The organism is Kiritimatiella glycovorans, from assembly GCF_001017655.1.
GTDB classification, from domain to species: Bacteria; Verrucomicrobiota; Kiritimatiellia; order Kiritimatiellales; family Kiritimatiellaceae; genus Kiritimatiella; species Kiritimatiella glycovorans.
The window spans coordinates 2,485,406-2,501,228 of the sequence record NZ_CP010904.1; the positions used below are offsets into that span (position 1 = coordinate 2,485,406).

General features: G+C 66.3%; 12 protein-coding genes. All 12 read left to right on the forward strand.

What is annotated here, in order from left to right; all coding sequences use genetic code 11:
• Positions 1-43: 43 nt before the first annotated feature.
• The 12 genes from L21SP4_RS10380 (at position 44) to L21SP4_RS10435 (ending at position 14,874) form a co-directional block, all read left to right on the forward strand.
• Positions 44-2,428 (forward strand): DNA translocase FtsK, encoded by a 2,385-nt coding sequence (locus tag L21SP4_RS10380; protein WP_074041470.1) that lies wholly within the window; start codon positions 44-46, stop codon positions 2,426-2,428.
• 7 nt (positions 2,429-2,435) lie between these two features.
• Entirely contained in the window at positions 2,436-3,017 is a 582-nt protein-coding gene (locus L21SP4_RS10385) for a helix-turn-helix domain-containing protein (protein ID WP_052882589.1), read from the forward strand.
• A complete protein-coding gene (gene pgsA, locus L21SP4_RS13150) occupies positions 3,014-3,583 on the forward strand; it encodes a CDP-diacylglycerol--glycerol-3-phosphate 3-phosphatidyltransferase (RefSeq protein ID WP_052882590.1) in 570 nt (189 codons plus the stop codon). Before L21SP4_RS10385 ends, pgsA begins: the two co-directional genes overlap by 4 nt.
• Positions 3,584-3,673: 90 nt before the next feature.
• A complete protein-coding gene (locus L21SP4_RS10395) occupies positions 3,674-4,222 on the forward strand; it encodes a hypothetical protein (protein ID WP_052882591.1) in 549 nt (182 codons plus the stop codon).
• A gap of 367 nt (positions 4,223-4,589) precedes the next feature.
• The gene (locus L21SP4_RS10400) at positions 4,590-5,051 is read left to right on the forward strand and encodes a CYTH domain-containing protein (protein WP_052882592.1); all 462 of its coding nucleotides are present in this window, start codon (positions 4,590-4,592) and stop codon (positions 5,049-5,051) included.
• Positions 5,048-6,472 carry a tRNA lysidine(34) synthetase TilS gene (tilS, locus tag L21SP4_RS10405; protein WP_052882593.1) on the forward strand — a complete coding sequence of 475 codons (1,425 nt, stop codon included), beginning with the start codon at positions 5,048-5,050 and terminating at the stop codon, positions 6,470-6,472. The genes L21SP4_RS10400 and tilS overlap by 4 nt, the downstream gene beginning before the upstream one ends.
• Before the next feature lie 76 nt (positions 6,473-6,548).
• Positions 6,549-8,561, forward strand: a complete 2,013-nt coding sequence (ftsH, locus tag L21SP4_RS10410; protein ID WP_052882594.1) for an ATP-dependent zinc metalloprotease FtsH — start codon at positions 6,549-6,551, stop codon at positions 8,559-8,561.
• 25 nt (positions 8,562-8,586) lie between these two features.
• Entirely contained in the window at positions 8,587-9,441 is an 855-nt protein-coding gene (gene folP, locus L21SP4_RS10415; protein WP_052882595.1) for a dihydropteroate synthase, read from the forward strand.
• Positions 9,442-9,486: 45 nt separating this feature from the next.
• On the forward strand, positions 9,487-10,320 hold the full coding sequence (gene cdaA / locus L21SP4_RS10420; RefSeq protein ID WP_052882596.1) for a diadenylate cyclase CdaA: 834 nt from the start codon (positions 9,487-9,489) through the stop codon (positions 10,318-10,320).
• A 14-nt stretch (positions 10,321-10,334) separates the two neighbouring features.
• Positions 10,335-11,297 (forward strand): CdaR family protein, encoded by a 963-nt coding sequence (locus L21SP4_RS10425; protein WP_052882597.1) that lies wholly within the window; start codon positions 10,335-10,337, stop codon positions 11,295-11,297.
• Complete coding sequence (locus tag L21SP4_RS10430) at positions 11,294-12,196, forward strand: tetratricopeptide repeat protein (protein WP_052882598.1); 903 nt, start codon at positions 11,294-11,296, stop codon at positions 12,194-12,196. The genes L21SP4_RS10425 and L21SP4_RS10430 overlap by 4 nt, the downstream gene beginning before the upstream one ends.
• 200 nt (positions 12,197-12,396) lie before the next feature.
• Complete coding sequence (locus L21SP4_RS10435) at positions 12,397-14,874, forward strand: glycosyltransferase (RefSeq protein ID WP_052882599.1); 2,478 nt, start codon at positions 12,397-12,399, stop codon at positions 14,872-14,874.
• The last annotated feature ends 949 nt before the right edge of the window (positions 14,875-15,823 follow it).

Below are 15,823 nucleotides of genomic sequence, written 5' to 3' on the forward strand. Positions count from 1 at the left end.
CTCTGACCTTCCTCTCCCTCTCCCCTTGCGCATCAGGCGCGGGATGTCTAACCTGTCGCTCATGGGGAAGGACAACACACCGAAGGCCCGCTCGGGTCCGCGCGAACTCGCGGGGGTCGTCTGGCTCGCGCTGTTCCTGATCGCCTGTCTGAGCTTCATCACTTATCACCCCGGCGACATTTCAGCGCTGCAGTCGCCGCCGGTGCGTCCGGCGCACAATGCGGTCGGACCGGTCGGCGGCTGGTTCGCCTACACGGGGATGCTCTTCTTCGGTCTCGCGGGCTACGGCATTCCGATAGCCTGCCTTCTGATCGGGCTGCTCGCCATCGTACGCTCGGACCGCCGGCTGTGGCCGCGGATCGCGTGGGCGCTGGGTGCGCTGCTCTGTCTCGGGACCCTGCTGGATCTGAGCGGCGCTATGGCGGCGGGGCTGGTGGACCGCCTGAACCTTCCCTCCTCAGGCGGGGTGCTGGGCCAGGCGATCGCCCACCGCACGCTCGGCGCGTGGTTCGGCGCGGCCGGGACGGGGGTTCTCGCCGCGGCGGGCCTGATCGTCTGTTTCGCGGGGCTCACGGACATCTATCCGCTCGCCCTCCTGCGCGGGTCCGGAACGTTGTTCCGCAACCTGCGCAAGTGGGGCGGCGCGCTCAAGGCCGGGCTCGCCGCCGCAGCGGCGCGTGTTCAGGCGGCGGTGCAGCGCAGGCGCGAGGCGGCCGCGACGCCGGAAGTCGATGAAGACCCGCAACCTGCGTCCTTCGGCGGAGACGATGAGGGTCTTTTCCCTGCCGCGCCCACGGCGTCCGGGGAGCGCGAATCGCCGCCCAAAAAGAAGCCGCGGAAAAAGAAGCCGGCGAAACCCGCCGAGCCGCCCCGCGAGGAGCCCGAACCCGAGCCCGAGCCGCGGCCGGTGTCGAAGGGCCCTTCCGAGTATGCCCTCCCGCCCCTCACCCTGCTTCAACAGCCCGCCGCGGGAAAGGCCGGGGGCGGCAACCCCGACACCGACCGCGAGTCGGAGGTGCTCCAGAGCACGCTGACCGAATTCAACGTGCAGGCCCAGGTCACCAACGCCGAGGTCGGGCCGGTGGTCACGCGCTACGAAGTCCGGCCCGCGCCCGGCGTCCGCGTCGGCCGCATCTCGCAGCTCTCCAACGATATCGCCCGCGCGCTGAAGGCGCGCACCGTACGCATTCAGGCGCCGGTCCCGGGCAAGGACGTGGTCGGCATCGAGATCCCCAACCCCGAGACCTCGATGGTCGTCGCGCGCCAGCTCGTCGAGACCAAAACCTTCCGCTCGGCCAAGACGGCGCTCCCCCTGATTCTCGGCAAAGACGTCAGCGGCAAGAACCTGATCGCCGACCTCGCCGACATGCCCCACATCCTGATCGCCGGCGCGACGGGCTCCGGAAAAACCGTCTGCATGAATTCGCTGCTGGCCGGACTGCTGATGTCGCGCACCCCGGACGAACTCAAGCTGATGCTGATCGACCCCAAGATCGTCGAATTCCAGCACTACCAGAACCTCCCCCACCTCGTCGTTCCGGTCATCACCGACCCCAAGAAGGTCATCTTCGGCCTCCGGTGGGCGATCAAGGAGATGGAGCGTCGTTTCCAGCTCTTCTCGAAAGCGGGCGTGCGGAATATCGCCGGATACAACGCGCGCCCGAAGGTGCGGCAGGGCCAGCTCTTCGAGGAGGGCGAAGACGAGACCTCCGAACTGCCCGAACGGCTCCCGTACATCGTCATCGTGATCGACGAACTCGCCGACCTGATGATGGTCGCGCAGGCGGAGATCGAGGGCGGCATCGCCCGCCTCGCCCAGCTCTCGCGCGCGGTGGGCATCCACATGATCATCGCCACCCAGCGCCCCTCCGTAAACGTCATCACCGGCACGATCAAGGCCAACTTCCCGGCGCGCATCGCCTTCCAGGTCGCGCAGAAGGTCGACAGCCGCACGATCATCGACGCCTCCGGCGCCGACAAACTGCTCGGGCGCGGCGACATGCTCTTCGCGCCGCCCGACGCCAGCCGGCTGGTGCGCGCCCAGGGGACCTTCACCACCGACGAGGAGATCGAGAAGATCACGGAACACTGGCGCGGGCAGGGACAGCCCGAATACGTGCAGGAGATCCACAAGAAACTCGACAACCCCTCCGCACCCACCGGACTGGAGAGCGAAGAGGAGAGCAAGGACGACGACGTGCTCGAGCAGGCGATCGAGATCATCCGCCAGACCAAGCGCGCCTCGACCTCGTCGCTCCAGCGCCGCCTGCGCATCGGGTACAACCGTGCCGCGCGCCTGATGGACCAGCTCGAGGAACGCGGCGTGGTCGGGCCGCCTTCGGACACCGGTCCGAGGGAGATTCTGATCGATTTCGACGGCGAAATCCCCCAGAACAGGGAATCTGCGGAAACCCCGCCCGCGGAATAACACGTTTATGGCAACGATCGGTCCACAACTCAGAAAAGCTCGCGAGGCCAAAGGCGTCACGATCTCCGAGGCGGCGCACAAGACCAAGATCCTTCCCCAGATCCTGGAGGACCTGGAAAAGGACGATTTCAAACGCATGGCCGCGCCCATGTACACGAGAGGATTCATCAAGATCTACTCGGAGTACCTGGGCCTGGACCCGGAGGCGATGCTTGCGGAATGGGCCGGGGAGGAGCCCGCGGAAACGCGGGAAACCCCCGAGCAACCGTCCGCGGGCCGCCGCTGGAGGCTCCCCCCCTGGATCCGCAACCTCCCGGCGAACATCCGTTTCGGACGCTTTGCGAAGAAGAAGCTGACCCCGCGTCTCCGCCTCACGCTCATCATCGCGTCCGCCGCGGCCGTGCTGGTCCTCCTCCTGCTGCTGATCCTTTCGAGTTGCGGTGCTTCGCGGGGCATTCCGGCGGAGACCGCCCTGCCTGCCGAACGCGGATCGAACCTGATCGCTCCGCCCCCCGAGGTCTATCTCGAGGGACCGGACACCGTGCGGACCGACATCCGGACGCGCGAAGGCGGGGAGGCTCCCGAATGAACCTCCCCAACCGGCTCACGGTCGCCCGCTTCGTGATGACCGCCTTCATGGTGGCGGGGCTGAGCCTCGATTTCCCCCTGGCGCGCACTGCCGCGCTGATCCTCTTTATCGCCGCTTCGCTCACCGACTGGCTCGACGGGGCCATCGCCCGGAAGACCGGGTCGATTACGGACTTCGGCAAACTCATGGATCCGCTCGCCGATAAGGTGCTGGTCGCCGGCGCCTTTGTGGCCCTCATCCCGCACGGTATGGTGGAGGCGTGGCTGGTGATCGTCGTGCTGGCGCGCGAATTCCTGATCACCGGCCTGAGACTGCTCGCCGCGGGGCGCGGCGTACTGCTCTCCGCCGCCTGGTCCGGAAAGCTCAAAACCACCTTTCAGATGATCGCCGCCTCGCTCTTCATGCTCGTGCTGGCCGTTCCGGAGTGGACCCCGACGCACGCCCCGGCGCCGAAGCTCCTGCTCCTGCCGGCCCTGGTCGCATGGTACGGCGCGGTCCTCGCCGCCGTGGCCTCGGGCGCCGAAGTCGTATGGAAAAACCGCGCGCTGTACGCGGATACGGGCTGACGGGGCGGGCGAAGAGCCCGCGCTTCGTCCTTTCGCCCCCGCCCGGTATTTCGTAGGCTGTCGGCCTCTTTCAACAGGAGACGAATACTCATGGCCGGCGATACCGCTTATTCGATCCGGAAACGCGCTCCGCAGTGCGCGGCGTGTGAGCGGCCGTTCGAGGACGGCGACACGGTGGACACCCGCCTGTTCCGGGGCGCGGAAGGGTACGAGCGGCGCGATTACTGCCCGCAGTGCGCGCCGGCGCCCGATGCGTCGGACCCCTTCAGCCACTGGAAGACGGTGTTTCATCCCCCTCCCCCGCCCGAGCCCGAACCGGTGCGGCGCGAGAGCGCCGAATCCCTGCTCCGCCGACTGATCGAGGAGGAGGAAGCGGGCGCCGAAGCGGCGATCTTCGTACTGGCGATTATGCTCGAGCGCAAAAAGCTGCTCGTCGAAAAAGCGGTGCGGGAAGAGGAAGGCCGCAAGCTGCGCTGCTACGAACATCGCAAAACCGGCGAATCCTTCGTCGTGGAAGATCCCGAACTCCGCCTCGCCGAACTCGAGCATGTGCAGGAAGACGTGGTGCGACGGCTGGAAGGGGATGGAGAACGCGGGGAACAGGGTCAGAGTAGAGAGAGTGTGAAACCTGAGACCTGAAACCTGAGTAAGAGAGGGTGGGGAACCTGGTAAGAGAGAGTGTGAAACCTGAGACCTGAAACCTGAGTAAGAGAGAGTGGGGAACCTGGTAAGAGAGAGTGTGAAACCTGAGACCTGAAACCTGAGTAAGAGAGAGTGGGGAACCTGGTAAGAGAGAGTGTGAAACCTGAGACCTGAAACCTGAGTAAGAGAGAGTGGGGAACCTGGTAAGAGAGAGTGTGAAACCTGAGACCTGAAACCTGAGTAAGAGAGAGTGGGGAACCTGAGACCTGAGACCTGAGTAAGAGAGGGTGGGAAACCTGGCAAGAGAGAGTGGGAGACCTGGTAAGAGAAAGTGGGAAACCTGAGACCTGAGTGTCCCCGCATCATGGAGCAATACGAACGCAGATTTCTTGTGGAGCGGCTGCCCGACCTCGCGGGGACGGCGGGCGAGCGCGTGGTGCAGGGATATTTCTATTTCGACCGCGGCGTCGGGCGGGTACGGCTGGCGGGCGGCGACCGGGCGTACCTGGCGCTGAAGTGTCCGGGAGAGGCGGGCACGCATCATGAATTCGAATACCCGCTGCCGCCGGACGACGCGCGGGAGATGCTGGAACGGCTCTGCGAGACGCCGTGGATCGATAAGACGCGCTACCGCCTGCCTCACGCGGGCAGGATCATCGAATTGGACTGCTTTCACGGCGCTTACGAGGGACTCATGATCGCGGAACTGGAGACGAGGCCCGGCGAGGAGGCCGTCGGGTCCCTTCCGGCGTGGGTCGGCGAGGAGATCACCGGCCAGCACCGCTGGTCGAACGCCGGCCTCGTACGTGCGGGGCAGCGCGCATGAAGGTCTTCGATCAGGTGCGCGCCTCCCTGAAGCAGAGCGGTTTTGCGGGGCGCGGGGCCACGATCGCGCTGGCCGTATCGGGCGGAGCGGACTCGGTCTTCCTTCTCCACGCCCTCCATTTTCTGGCCGCGCCGCTCGACCTGCGCCTCTGCACGCTGCACCTCCATCACGGTATCCGGCCGCGCGGGGCGGAACAGGATCTCCGCCTGGTCCGGGCGCTCTCCTGGCGGCTCGGCATCCCCTGCTTCAGCGCGCGGCGCGACGTCCCCGCCCTTGCGGAATCCGAAAACCTTTCCATCGAGATGGCCGCACGGCGGGCGCGGCGGGATTTCTTCACCGACGCCGGCCGGCGGCTGGAGATCGACGCCGTCGCACTCGGGCATACCGCCGACGACCGGGTGGAATCGGTGCTGCTGAAACTGAGCCGCGGGACCGGACTGCGCGGGCTGGCGGGCATGCGGCCCGTACACCGCGAGGATGCGCTTACGCTGCTCCGCCCGCTGCTCGACGTCCGGCGCGAGGAACTGGTCGCCGTCCTGCACGCACACCGCATCCCGTGGCGCGAGGATACCACCAACCGCGATCGGAAGATTCCGCGCAACATGGTTCGCCACCGCATCCTGCCCGAGATCGAGCAACGGCTCCATCCGGCCTTCCGGGAAAACGTCCTGCGCAGTCTCGACATCCTCCGCGAAGAAGAGGCCTGGCTCTCCGACATGGCGCTCGGGCTCATGAAATCCGTCACCGCACCGCGCCGCGGACAGCTCCTGGCCGAACGCCTGCGCGCCTACCCGGTCGCCGCCCGCCGCCGCATGCTGCAGGCCTGGCTGCACGAATGTGAAGTCGAAGTGGACGCACTGTCCTTCGAGACCCTCGAGCGCATCGATGCGCTCTGCGCCCACGACCGCGGCACGCGCTCCGTCCCGCTCAGAGGGACGCTGCGGGTCGTCAACCAGTACGGCAAACTGCGCGTCGCGCGTCGCGGGGAGCGCCGCAGGGCCGGGTTCCGGACGGAGATCCAGGTGGAGGGGGAGACCTGGCTGCCCGGTCCCGGGCTGCATGTGGCGGCGCGTTTCGGGCGCGGCATTCAGCGCGACCGCGCCCGACGCATCGGCGAATTCCCCGCGCGGGCCTCGATCAGCCGCAAGGCGGTGGGCGGGCACCCTCTGACCGTCCGCTCCTTCCGTGAAGGCGACCGCATGCGCCCGCTCGGCTCGGGCGGCACGCGCAAGCTCCAGGACATCTTCACCGACGCCAGGGTCCCGCGCGAGGAGCGGACGCAGATCCCGCTCGTCGAATGCCGCGGCGAAATCGTATGGATCCCGGGCTTTCGCATCGCCGAAAACTGGAAACTACACGACCCGCGCCAGAAAGCCGTGTGGCTCTCCATCGACCGCAAAGGGCCGGAAGAGGACGGCTGAGGAAAGAGAATGCTTTGTCAAACCCCCGCCCTGTTGCTAGTCTGGCCCGATTATTCAGCGATGGAAACGGAGTGTCATGAACAATAATCCCGACAAAAAGACCCCGGCTCCGGAAGGCGGAGGCGGCGGAGGAAACAAGAAGAAGGCGGGGCCCCGCAGCCCGTTCAAGGGTTTTGCGGTCTGGTTCCTGCTGCTCGCGATGTTCCTGATGCTCTTCCAGGTCTTTTCGAAGGGGTTTGAAGAAGCCGAGCGGCTCTCGTATTACCCGGACTTCGTCAGGATGGTGGAAGACGGGGAGATTGCCCGCTGCGTCATCGTACAGGAGGTCTCCGGGCAGGAATACATCCGCGGCGAACTGACGCGTACCGACCCGGACACGGGCAAGCCGGAGCGCTTCCGCGTCGATGTGATCGTCGCCGAAAACGTGCCCGACCCCGCATGGCTGCGCGAGAACGGGGTGGAATTCCGCTACGAGCAGCAGAACCCGCTGATCTTCCAGATCCTGACCGGCGTCCTGCCGTTTATCCTCGTCCTCGGCCTGCTCTACTTCCTCTTCGCCCGCCAGGTCAAGATGGCCGGCAAAGGCGCCATGAGCTTCGGGAAGAGCAAGGCCAAGATGCTGGGGCGCGAGCGGGTCAGCATCACCTTCGATAATGTCGCCGGCGTGGACGAGGCCAAGGAGGAACTCAAGGAGGTCATCGACTTCCTCCGTGCGCCGAAGAAATTCCAGAAGCTCGGCGGCAAGATTCCCAAGGGCGTGCTGCTCTCCGGACCGCCCGGTACGGGCAAGACCCTGCTCGCGAAGGCCGTCGCCGGCGAGGCCGAGGTGCCTTTCTTCTCGATCAGCGGCTCCGACTTCGTCGAGATGTTCGTCGGCGTGGGGGCCTCGCGGGTCCGCGACATGTTCGAGCAGGGCAAGGGCAACGCCCCGTGTATCATCTTCATCGACGAGATCGATGCGGTCGGGCGCAGCCGGTTCTCCGGGATCGGCGGCGGGCACGACGAGCGCGAACAGACGCTGAACGCGCTGCTGGCCGAGATGGACGGCTTCGACACCCAGGAGGGCGTGATCATCATCGCCGCCACCAACCGGCCGGACGTGCTCGACCCCGCCCTGCTCCGTCCGGGCCGCTTCGACCGGCAGGTGGTGGTCGATCTGCCCAAGCTCGAGGGGCGCACCAAGGTGCTCGCCATTCATACGCAGAAAATCAATCTCTCCCCGGACGTCGATCTGCGGCTCGTCGCGCGCGGAACCCCGGGGTTCTCCGGCGCAGACCTCGCCAACCTGGTGAACGAGGCCGCCCTGCTGGCGGCCCGCCGGGACGCGGAGGCGGTCGAGATGCAGGACATGGAGGAGGCCCGCGACAAGGTATGCTGGGGGCGCGAGCGGCGCAGTCACGTGTTCGACGAAGAGGAGAAGCGGCTGACCGCCTACCATGAAGCCGGCCATGCGATCGTGCTCTACCGCACCGACCAGACGGAGCCGCTGCACAAGGTCACCATCCTGCCGCGCGGGCGCGCGCTGGGCGCGACGATGCAGCTCCCGGAGAAAGACCGCTACACGGAGAGCCGCAAGCGCCTGCTGGGTATGCTCACCGGCCTGATGGGCGGACGGGCGGCGGAGGAAATCGTGTTCGGCGAAGTGACCACCGGCGGGCAGAACGACATCGCGCGCGCGACGCAGCTCGCCCGGGCGATGGTCTGTGAATTCGGCATGAGTTCGACGCTCGGCCCCCGCAATTTCGGCGCCAACGAGGAGGTGCTCTTCCTCGGGCGCGAGATCAACCGCAGCCAGAACTACAGCGAAAAGACCGCCCGGGAGATCGACGCCGAGATCTCGCGCATCCTGAACGAGGCACAGCAGCGCGCGATCGATATCCTCACCGCGGAGCGCGAGAAACTCTCCACGCTCGCGGAGACGCTGATCGAGCGTGAGACGCTGGACGGCCAGACGGTCGAGACGCTGATCGAAAAGGGCGAGCTGCCGGCGGAGGAGCCTTCGGACGAAGAGACGCAGCCCGTCGAGGAGCCCGGGGAGCCCTCGACGTCCGAGGACCCGGACAAGCCCGGGGACGGGCATCCCGGGTAATGCGCCCTTTTTCAAGGAGGGCCCCATGACCCCCCCCGCTGAATGGATCTGCCGCGGTCGCCGGGTGCGGACGGACGGTCCGCCGCTGGTGATGGGCGTGCTCAATGTCACGCCCGACTCCTTTTCCGACGGCGGACGCTATCTCGACCCGGACGCGGCGGTGGAGCATGCGCTGCGAATGGCGGCGGACGGCGCGGAGATCATCGACTGCGGCGCCGAATCGACGCGGCCGGGCGCGCGGGAGGTCCCGGCCGATGAGCAGATCCGCCGCGCCCTGCCGGTACTCCGTTCCCTGGCGCGCGCGACGGACGCCCTGATCTCCATCGACACGCGGTCCGCGGTGGTCGCCCGAGAGGCACTCGGCGCGGGCGCGCACATCGTCAACGACGTCTCCGCGCTGCGGCACGATCCCGCCATGGCCGCAACGGCGGCGGAGTTCGAGGCCGGGGTCGTGCTGATGCACATGCGCGGCACGCCGGAGACGATGCAGCGCGAAACCGGCTACACGGACGTGGCGGGGGAGGTGTGTGCGCATCTCGAGCGGCGCGTTCACGCTGCGCGCGAAGCCGGCATTGCCGAGACGCGAATCGCCGTCGACCCCGGAATCGGATTCGGAAAGACCGCGGAACAGAACGTCACGCTGCTGCGCGCCCTGCCCCGGCTGGTCGAGTCCGGGCGGCCGGTGCTCGTCGGCGCGTCGCGCAAGAGCTTCATCGGCCGCCTGCTCGACCGCCCCGCCGGCGAGCGCATGGCGGGCGGTCTCGCGGTCGCGCTGCATGCCGCGGCCCGCGGCGCCCGCATTATCCGCACGCACGACGTCAGGGAAACTTGCGATGCGCTCCGCATATGGGCTACACTGGCCCGCGAGGGCAAGGAGTAAGTCCCGCCGCGGCGGGACAGGCGAAACAGGAAACCGGGGCGAAAGGTGCTGGAGAATCTGCAGTGGCCGGAGTGGGTCGGGATCGTGGAAATCCTGATCCTCGCCGCAGCCATTTATTATATACTCTTTTTTTTCCGGGGTACGCGCGGAGCGGCGGTGCTCTCCGGTCTCGTCATCTTCTTCGTCGCCACGATCTTCCTGACGCGCCTGTTCGATCTCGACGTGCTCAACTGGCTGGTGCAGCGCATGCTGGTCTATCTGGCCGTGGCCCTGGTGGTCATCTTTCAGCCCGAGATCCGCCGCGCGCTGGCGCAGCTCGGCCGCCGGTCCGCCTTTATGAACACGGGCTCGAACCGCGAGGTCGTGGACACCGTGATCCAGGCGGCGGCCATGCTCTCGGACCGCAAGATCGGCGCCCTGATGGCGATTGAGCGCGAGATCGGGACGCGGGCGATCCAGGAGACCGGCATCCGCATGGATGCGCATCTGACCCCTGAGCTGCTGGCCTCGATCTTTTTCCCGCAGACCCCGCTGCACGACGGCGGAGTGGTGATCGCCGAACGGCGGCTGGCGGCCGCGGCCTGCCTGTTCCCGCTCTCCCAGCGCGAGGAGATCAGCCGCAAGCTGGGCACGCGCCATCGGGCGGCGATCGGACTGACGGAGGAGACCGACACCGTGGTGCTCGTGGTCTCCGAGGAGACGGGCGTGATCTCCGTGGCGTACAACGGCCGGCTGCGCAGGGGACTGGAGGAACCGCAGCTTCGCAGGGTGCTGAACTCGCTGCTGCGCCAGCGGCGCAGGGCCGGATTCCGCGCGAGCGCCGCGTCGGATCTCGCGTTTGATGAGGATGAGGAGGAAACGGGATTCAGCACGGAGTGAATCCCGGCGCACCGATGAAAGAACGCCTTAAAAAATTGCGCCGTCTGAGGATCCCCCACTTCGGACTGAAGCTGGTCTCGCTGCTGCTGGCGTTTTTGGCATGGCAGGGCGTCCGGGAGGCCACCAGTTACGAGACGAGGGTGTCGGACGTTCCGATCCGGATCGAGGTCCCGCCGGGGTGGTCGGTGCTGCGCCGCTCCTCGGAAACGGCGGACATCCGGTTCCGCGGTTCGCGTTCCGACATTCGCGAGCTGTCGGGGGGATTCGTGGAGGTGCGCTTCAGGCTGCAGAAAGTCCCCGAAGACCTGAGCGCCGAACTCGAAATTACACCGGACCAGATCGTCACCACCTCCGACGCCCGCCCCGTACAGGTCAGACCCGGACGGGTCAGCGTCGAGTTCGATCACGAGATCACGCGCCAGCTCCCGATCAAGCCCCGGCTGAAGGGCGACCTGCCCGAGGGACTCTCGGTCGAACAGACCGTCTGCCGACCCGCCTCGGCCACGGTGCGCGGCCCCCGCTCGCGGCTCGACCAGGTCGAATACCTCCGCACTGAACCGATTGAACTGGGAGGGCACGTCAGCTCCTTCGCGACCGATGTGCCGGTCGTCCTGCCGGGACGACTGTGGGATGCCGAACTGGAACCCGCCCGGGCGCGCGTCCAGATCACCATTGCCAACCGGATCATGACCCGCACGTTCGAACGGATTCCGATCTATATTCTGCACGGCGGCGACGGCCGCTTCACGTTCAGCGTACACCCCTCCACGGCACGTCTGTCGGTGCGCGGGTCCGGGGGGCGTATCGAGAGCCTCAACTCCGAACGCATGCGACTCTACGTCGACTGTTCCGGCATCGACGAAGCGGCCACCTATGAATTACCCATTGAAACCGACCTTCCCGCGGGGATAGAAAAGGTCGAAACCGTGCCGGATGCCGTCCGGGTCATCTGCGAAACCGGGAAGACAAAACCATGAATCTCTACAGCCGAATTTTTGCCGCGCTGCTGCTCGCCGCCGTGTTTACGGTGTACGCCCGGGACGCTGAAACAGAAGTACTGAACGAGGTGGATGCGCCCCTCGGGTCGGAAGAAGAGCCGGCTGAGCCCGATCTGCAAGTGGAACCGCGCGCCGGACTGCTTGAAGACCGGGAGACGCCGGAAAGTTCAGCCGAAGAGTCCCTGCCCGCCGGCCCGATGATCGAACCCGGGGAGGAGGAAACCGACGCTGACACGGACACGGACGCCGCACCCGCCCCGGAAGGGGAAGAGGAATTCGAGCCCGTACTGAGTCCGTTCCAGATCAAGCTCCGCGTAGGCCATCGGTATCGGTCGGGCGGGGAAAATGAGAAAGCCGTGGAGGCGTATCGCGCGGCGCTCGAACTCCAGCCCGACAGTTTCAGCGCGCGGTTCGGACTTGCCACCGTATACGCCGAAACGGGGGAATACGAGAAAGCGGAGCGCATGTTCCGCGAACTGCTCGCCGAGCGGCCGCACGACTACCGCCTGATGAACAATCTCGGGTGGATCTACGCCACGGCCGAAGATCCTGAGGTCCGCGACGGGGATCGCGCCGTCCGTTACGGGCTGAAGGCACTGATGGAGGCGCCCGACGACTTCCACGTCTGGAGCACGCTCGCGGAGGCGCGCCTGATGAAGGGGGAATACACAAAGGCCGTGGCCAGCGCCCGCCAAGCCTTCACCCTCGCCCGGATGCAGACCAAAGACGAGGAACAGATCAAGTACTACTACAGTCAACTCCAGAAATGCCGCCACGCACTGAACGCCAAGGAATTCCTGGAACAGCCCGGGGATGCAAACCCGGAACCGGAAATCGACGCCGAGCCCGAAACGGCACCACAAACCGTATTGCCGTAAGAGGCGGATCCTGCGGGGTTCTTATCGGGTTCGCCGTCGACATCGAGCTCGGATGCGACCCGACAGCGATCTTTCACAACATCTTACTCATCATTACCACATCCGGGATCTTTTCACCTTATGCTAACCCGGCGCTGACTTACTTCTAACCGTTCATGTTCCAGATAATACCCATGCCGCCATATATGGGGGAAGGGAGCATGAACGCTACACAACCGGCCAGCCGCGCCGATCTCCACGTGCACAGCCGTTACTCCGATCGTCCGAGCGAGTGGTTTCTGCGACGAATCGGGGCTCCGGAGAGTTTTTCCGAGCCGCGGACGGTGTACGACCGCTGCCGTGCGGCGGGGATGGACTTTGTCACCCTCACCGACCATAACTGCATCCGCGGCGCGCTGGAGATCGCCGACCTCCCGGGCACCTTTCTTTCGAGCGAGATCACGACCTATTTCCCGGAAAACGAATGTAAGATTCACATGGTCGTATCGGGCATTACCGAGCGGGATTTCGGCGAGATCCGGGAACTGCGCGCCAACATCTACGAGCTTCGCGATTTCCTGCGGCACAAAAACATAGTGCATACGGTCGCCCACCCGCTCTTCCGGGTAAACGACAAGCTGGACGTAGAGCTGTTCGAGAAGCTGATCCTGCTGTTCGACCGTTTCGAGACGATCAACGGCTCGCGCGACCCCCGCGCCTGCGATCTGGCCGCGGCGATCCTGCGCGCTCTGACCCCCGCCGACATGGAAGCCATGGCGGACCGGCACGGCATCACGCCCGTCGGGCTGGAACCGTGGAACAAGGTCTTCACCGGCGGCAGCGACGACCACAGCGGGCTCTATATCGCCGGCGCGCACACGGTCACGCCGCATGCGTCCAACGTCTTCGATTTTCTTCAGTTTCTGCGTGAAGGGCAGCACGAACCCGGAGGGCGCGGCGGATCGAGCATCCGGCTGGCGAACAGCCTCTACAAGATCGCCTACTCGTACTACCGCTCGCGCTTCATGCCGGACCGCGGCGACGACCACTCGGTGGTCGGCAGCGTGCTGCGCCGGCTCTCCGGCGAGGCCCCTCCGCCGCCCGTCGCGGGCGGGGGCTGGAAGCAGGTCGCCGCCGCCCGGGTTACGCGCTTCTTCACCCGCCGCCGTCGCCGGCAGCTCGGGGAGGTCGAGCGGCTTATCGTGGACGAGTTCACCCGCGTACTCGAAGACCGGTCCTCGGCGGACGGGCTGGGCGGGGGGCGGCGCCACGAGGACAATGTTCACTTCTACGCCGTCTGCGAGATCAGCCAGCAGCTCGCCTTCCGGTTTATGACCAAGTTCGCGGACAAGATCCGGCAGGGCAACCTGATCGACAGCCTGCAGTCGCTCTCCTCGCTCGGGCCCGTGCTGCTCGGACTGGCCCCCTACTTCACCGCCTTCTCCTCGCAGCACAAGGACGAAGGCTTTCTGCGCGCCGTCGCCGATCGTTTCTCCGTCACCGACCCGGCCCGCGCACAGGGAGCACGCAGGGCTTGGGTCACCGATACGTTCGCCGACGTGAACGGCGTCAGCCACACCATCCGCACCCTCGCCGATCTCGCCTGCCGGCAGGACGAATCGCTGACCGTGGTGACCTGCCTCGCCGATCCGCCGGATGCGGCCTTCCCGGTGAAGAACTTCAAGCCGGTCGGGGCCGTCGATCTCCCGGAATACGAATCGCAGTCCGTCAGCTTTCCGCCGTTCCTCGAATGTCTCGCGTGGTTCGAAGAGCAGCGCTTCGACGAAGTCATCATCTCCACGCCCGGAACGCTGGGCCTGTGCGCCCTGTGGGCCGCGGGCCTGCTCGGCATCCCGGTGCGCGGCATCTACCACACGGACTTCCCCCAGTACGTGCGGAACATGACCGAGGACGACGCGCTGGGCGAGATCACCTGGAAGTACATGCGCTGGTTCTACGGCGGGATGACCGCTGTCTACGCGCCCACGCACCAGTACCGTCGATCCCTGATGGAGGGCGGCTTCGAGGCCGACCGGCTCAAGGTGCTGCCCCGCGGCGTCAATCTGCACGATTTCAACCCGGAACGCCGCGACCCGGATTTCTGGCGGGAATGGGACACCGGCGACCGGTTCACTTTTCTCTACGTGGGACGCGTTTCCAGGGAGAAGAATCTGGATGTCATGCTGGAGGCCTTCCGCATGCTCTGCGACGAGGGCGCGGACGCCGACCTGGCCGTCGTCGGCGACGGCCCCTTCGCCGGGGAACTGCGCCGGCGCTACCATGACTCCCGCATCGTCTTCACCGGCACGCTCACCGGCGACCGGCTCTCCGCCGCCTACGCGAGCGCCGACGCCTTTGTGTTCCCCAGCCGCACCGACACCTTCGGCAACGCCGTGCTCGAAGCCCACGCCTCCGGGCTGCCCGCGATCGTATCCGACTGCGGCGGGCCGCAGGAGATCGTCGGCTCGCACCACTCCGGGATCATTGTCGACACCCACACCCCGGACGCCCTCGCGCAATCCATGCGCACCCTGCTCCGCGATCGCGAGCTTTACGAAACGCTCCGCTCCGGCGCCCTCGCCCGCGCCCGCGACAGCCGGTGGGAACAGGCCCTGAGCCTGCTACTCGAACGGGATGCAGAGAACCCTGCGAAACGGCCGGAATCGAGACCACAGCCGTCCTGCGCGAAATTCGGGTGATCGGGGAAATCGGGGGAGATCGTGGCAGTCGGGGAAAACCGTGGCAATCGGGGGGAAATCGTGGCAACGGCCCAAGGGCCTCGTGGCAGTCGGGGGGAAGGTCGTGGCAATCGGGGGAAATGTCGTTTCCTCGAGCGCAGCGTTTCCTCGAGGCCGAAGGCCGTTTCCACGAGCGCAGCGTTGTCCCGAGGCCGAAGGCCGTTTCCACGTTCCCTCGAGGCCGAAGGCCGTTTCCTCGAGGCGCGTAGCGCCGTTTTCACGTTCCCCCGAGGCGCGCAGCGCCGTTGGCACGAGCGGAGAAATTCGTGGCAATCGGGGGGAAACCGTGGCAACGGCCCTTACGGGCCTCGTGGCAATCGGGGGGAAGGTCGTTGCCCCGAGCGTAGCGTTTCCCCGAGGCGCGCAGCGCCGTTTCCACGTTCCCTCGAGCGTAGCGTGGAAGATCGTGGCAATCGGGGGAGATCGTGGCAACGGCCCAAGGGCCTCGTGGCAGTCGGGAGGAGAGTCGTGGCAATCGGGGGAAATGTCGTTTCCTCGAGCGCAGCGTTTCCTCGAGGCCGAAGGCCGTTTCCACGAGCGCAGCGTTGTCCCGAGGCCGAAGGCCGTTTCCACGTTCCCTCGAGGCCGAAGGCCGTTTCCTCGAGGCGCGTAGCGCCGTTTTCACGTTCCCCCGAGGCGCGCAGCGCCGTTGGCACGAGCGGAGAAATTCGTGGCAATCGGGGGGAAACCGTGGCAACGGCCCTTACGGGCCTCGTGGCAATCGGGGGGAAGGTCGTTGCCCCGAGCGTAGCGTTTCCCCGAGGCGCGCAGCGCCGTTTCCACGTTCCCTCGAGCGCAGCGTGGGAGATCGTGGCAATCGGGGGAGATCGTGGCAACGGCCCAAGGGCCTCGTGGCAGTCGGGAGGAGAGTCGTGGCAATCGGGGGAAATGTCGTTTCCTCGAGCGCAGC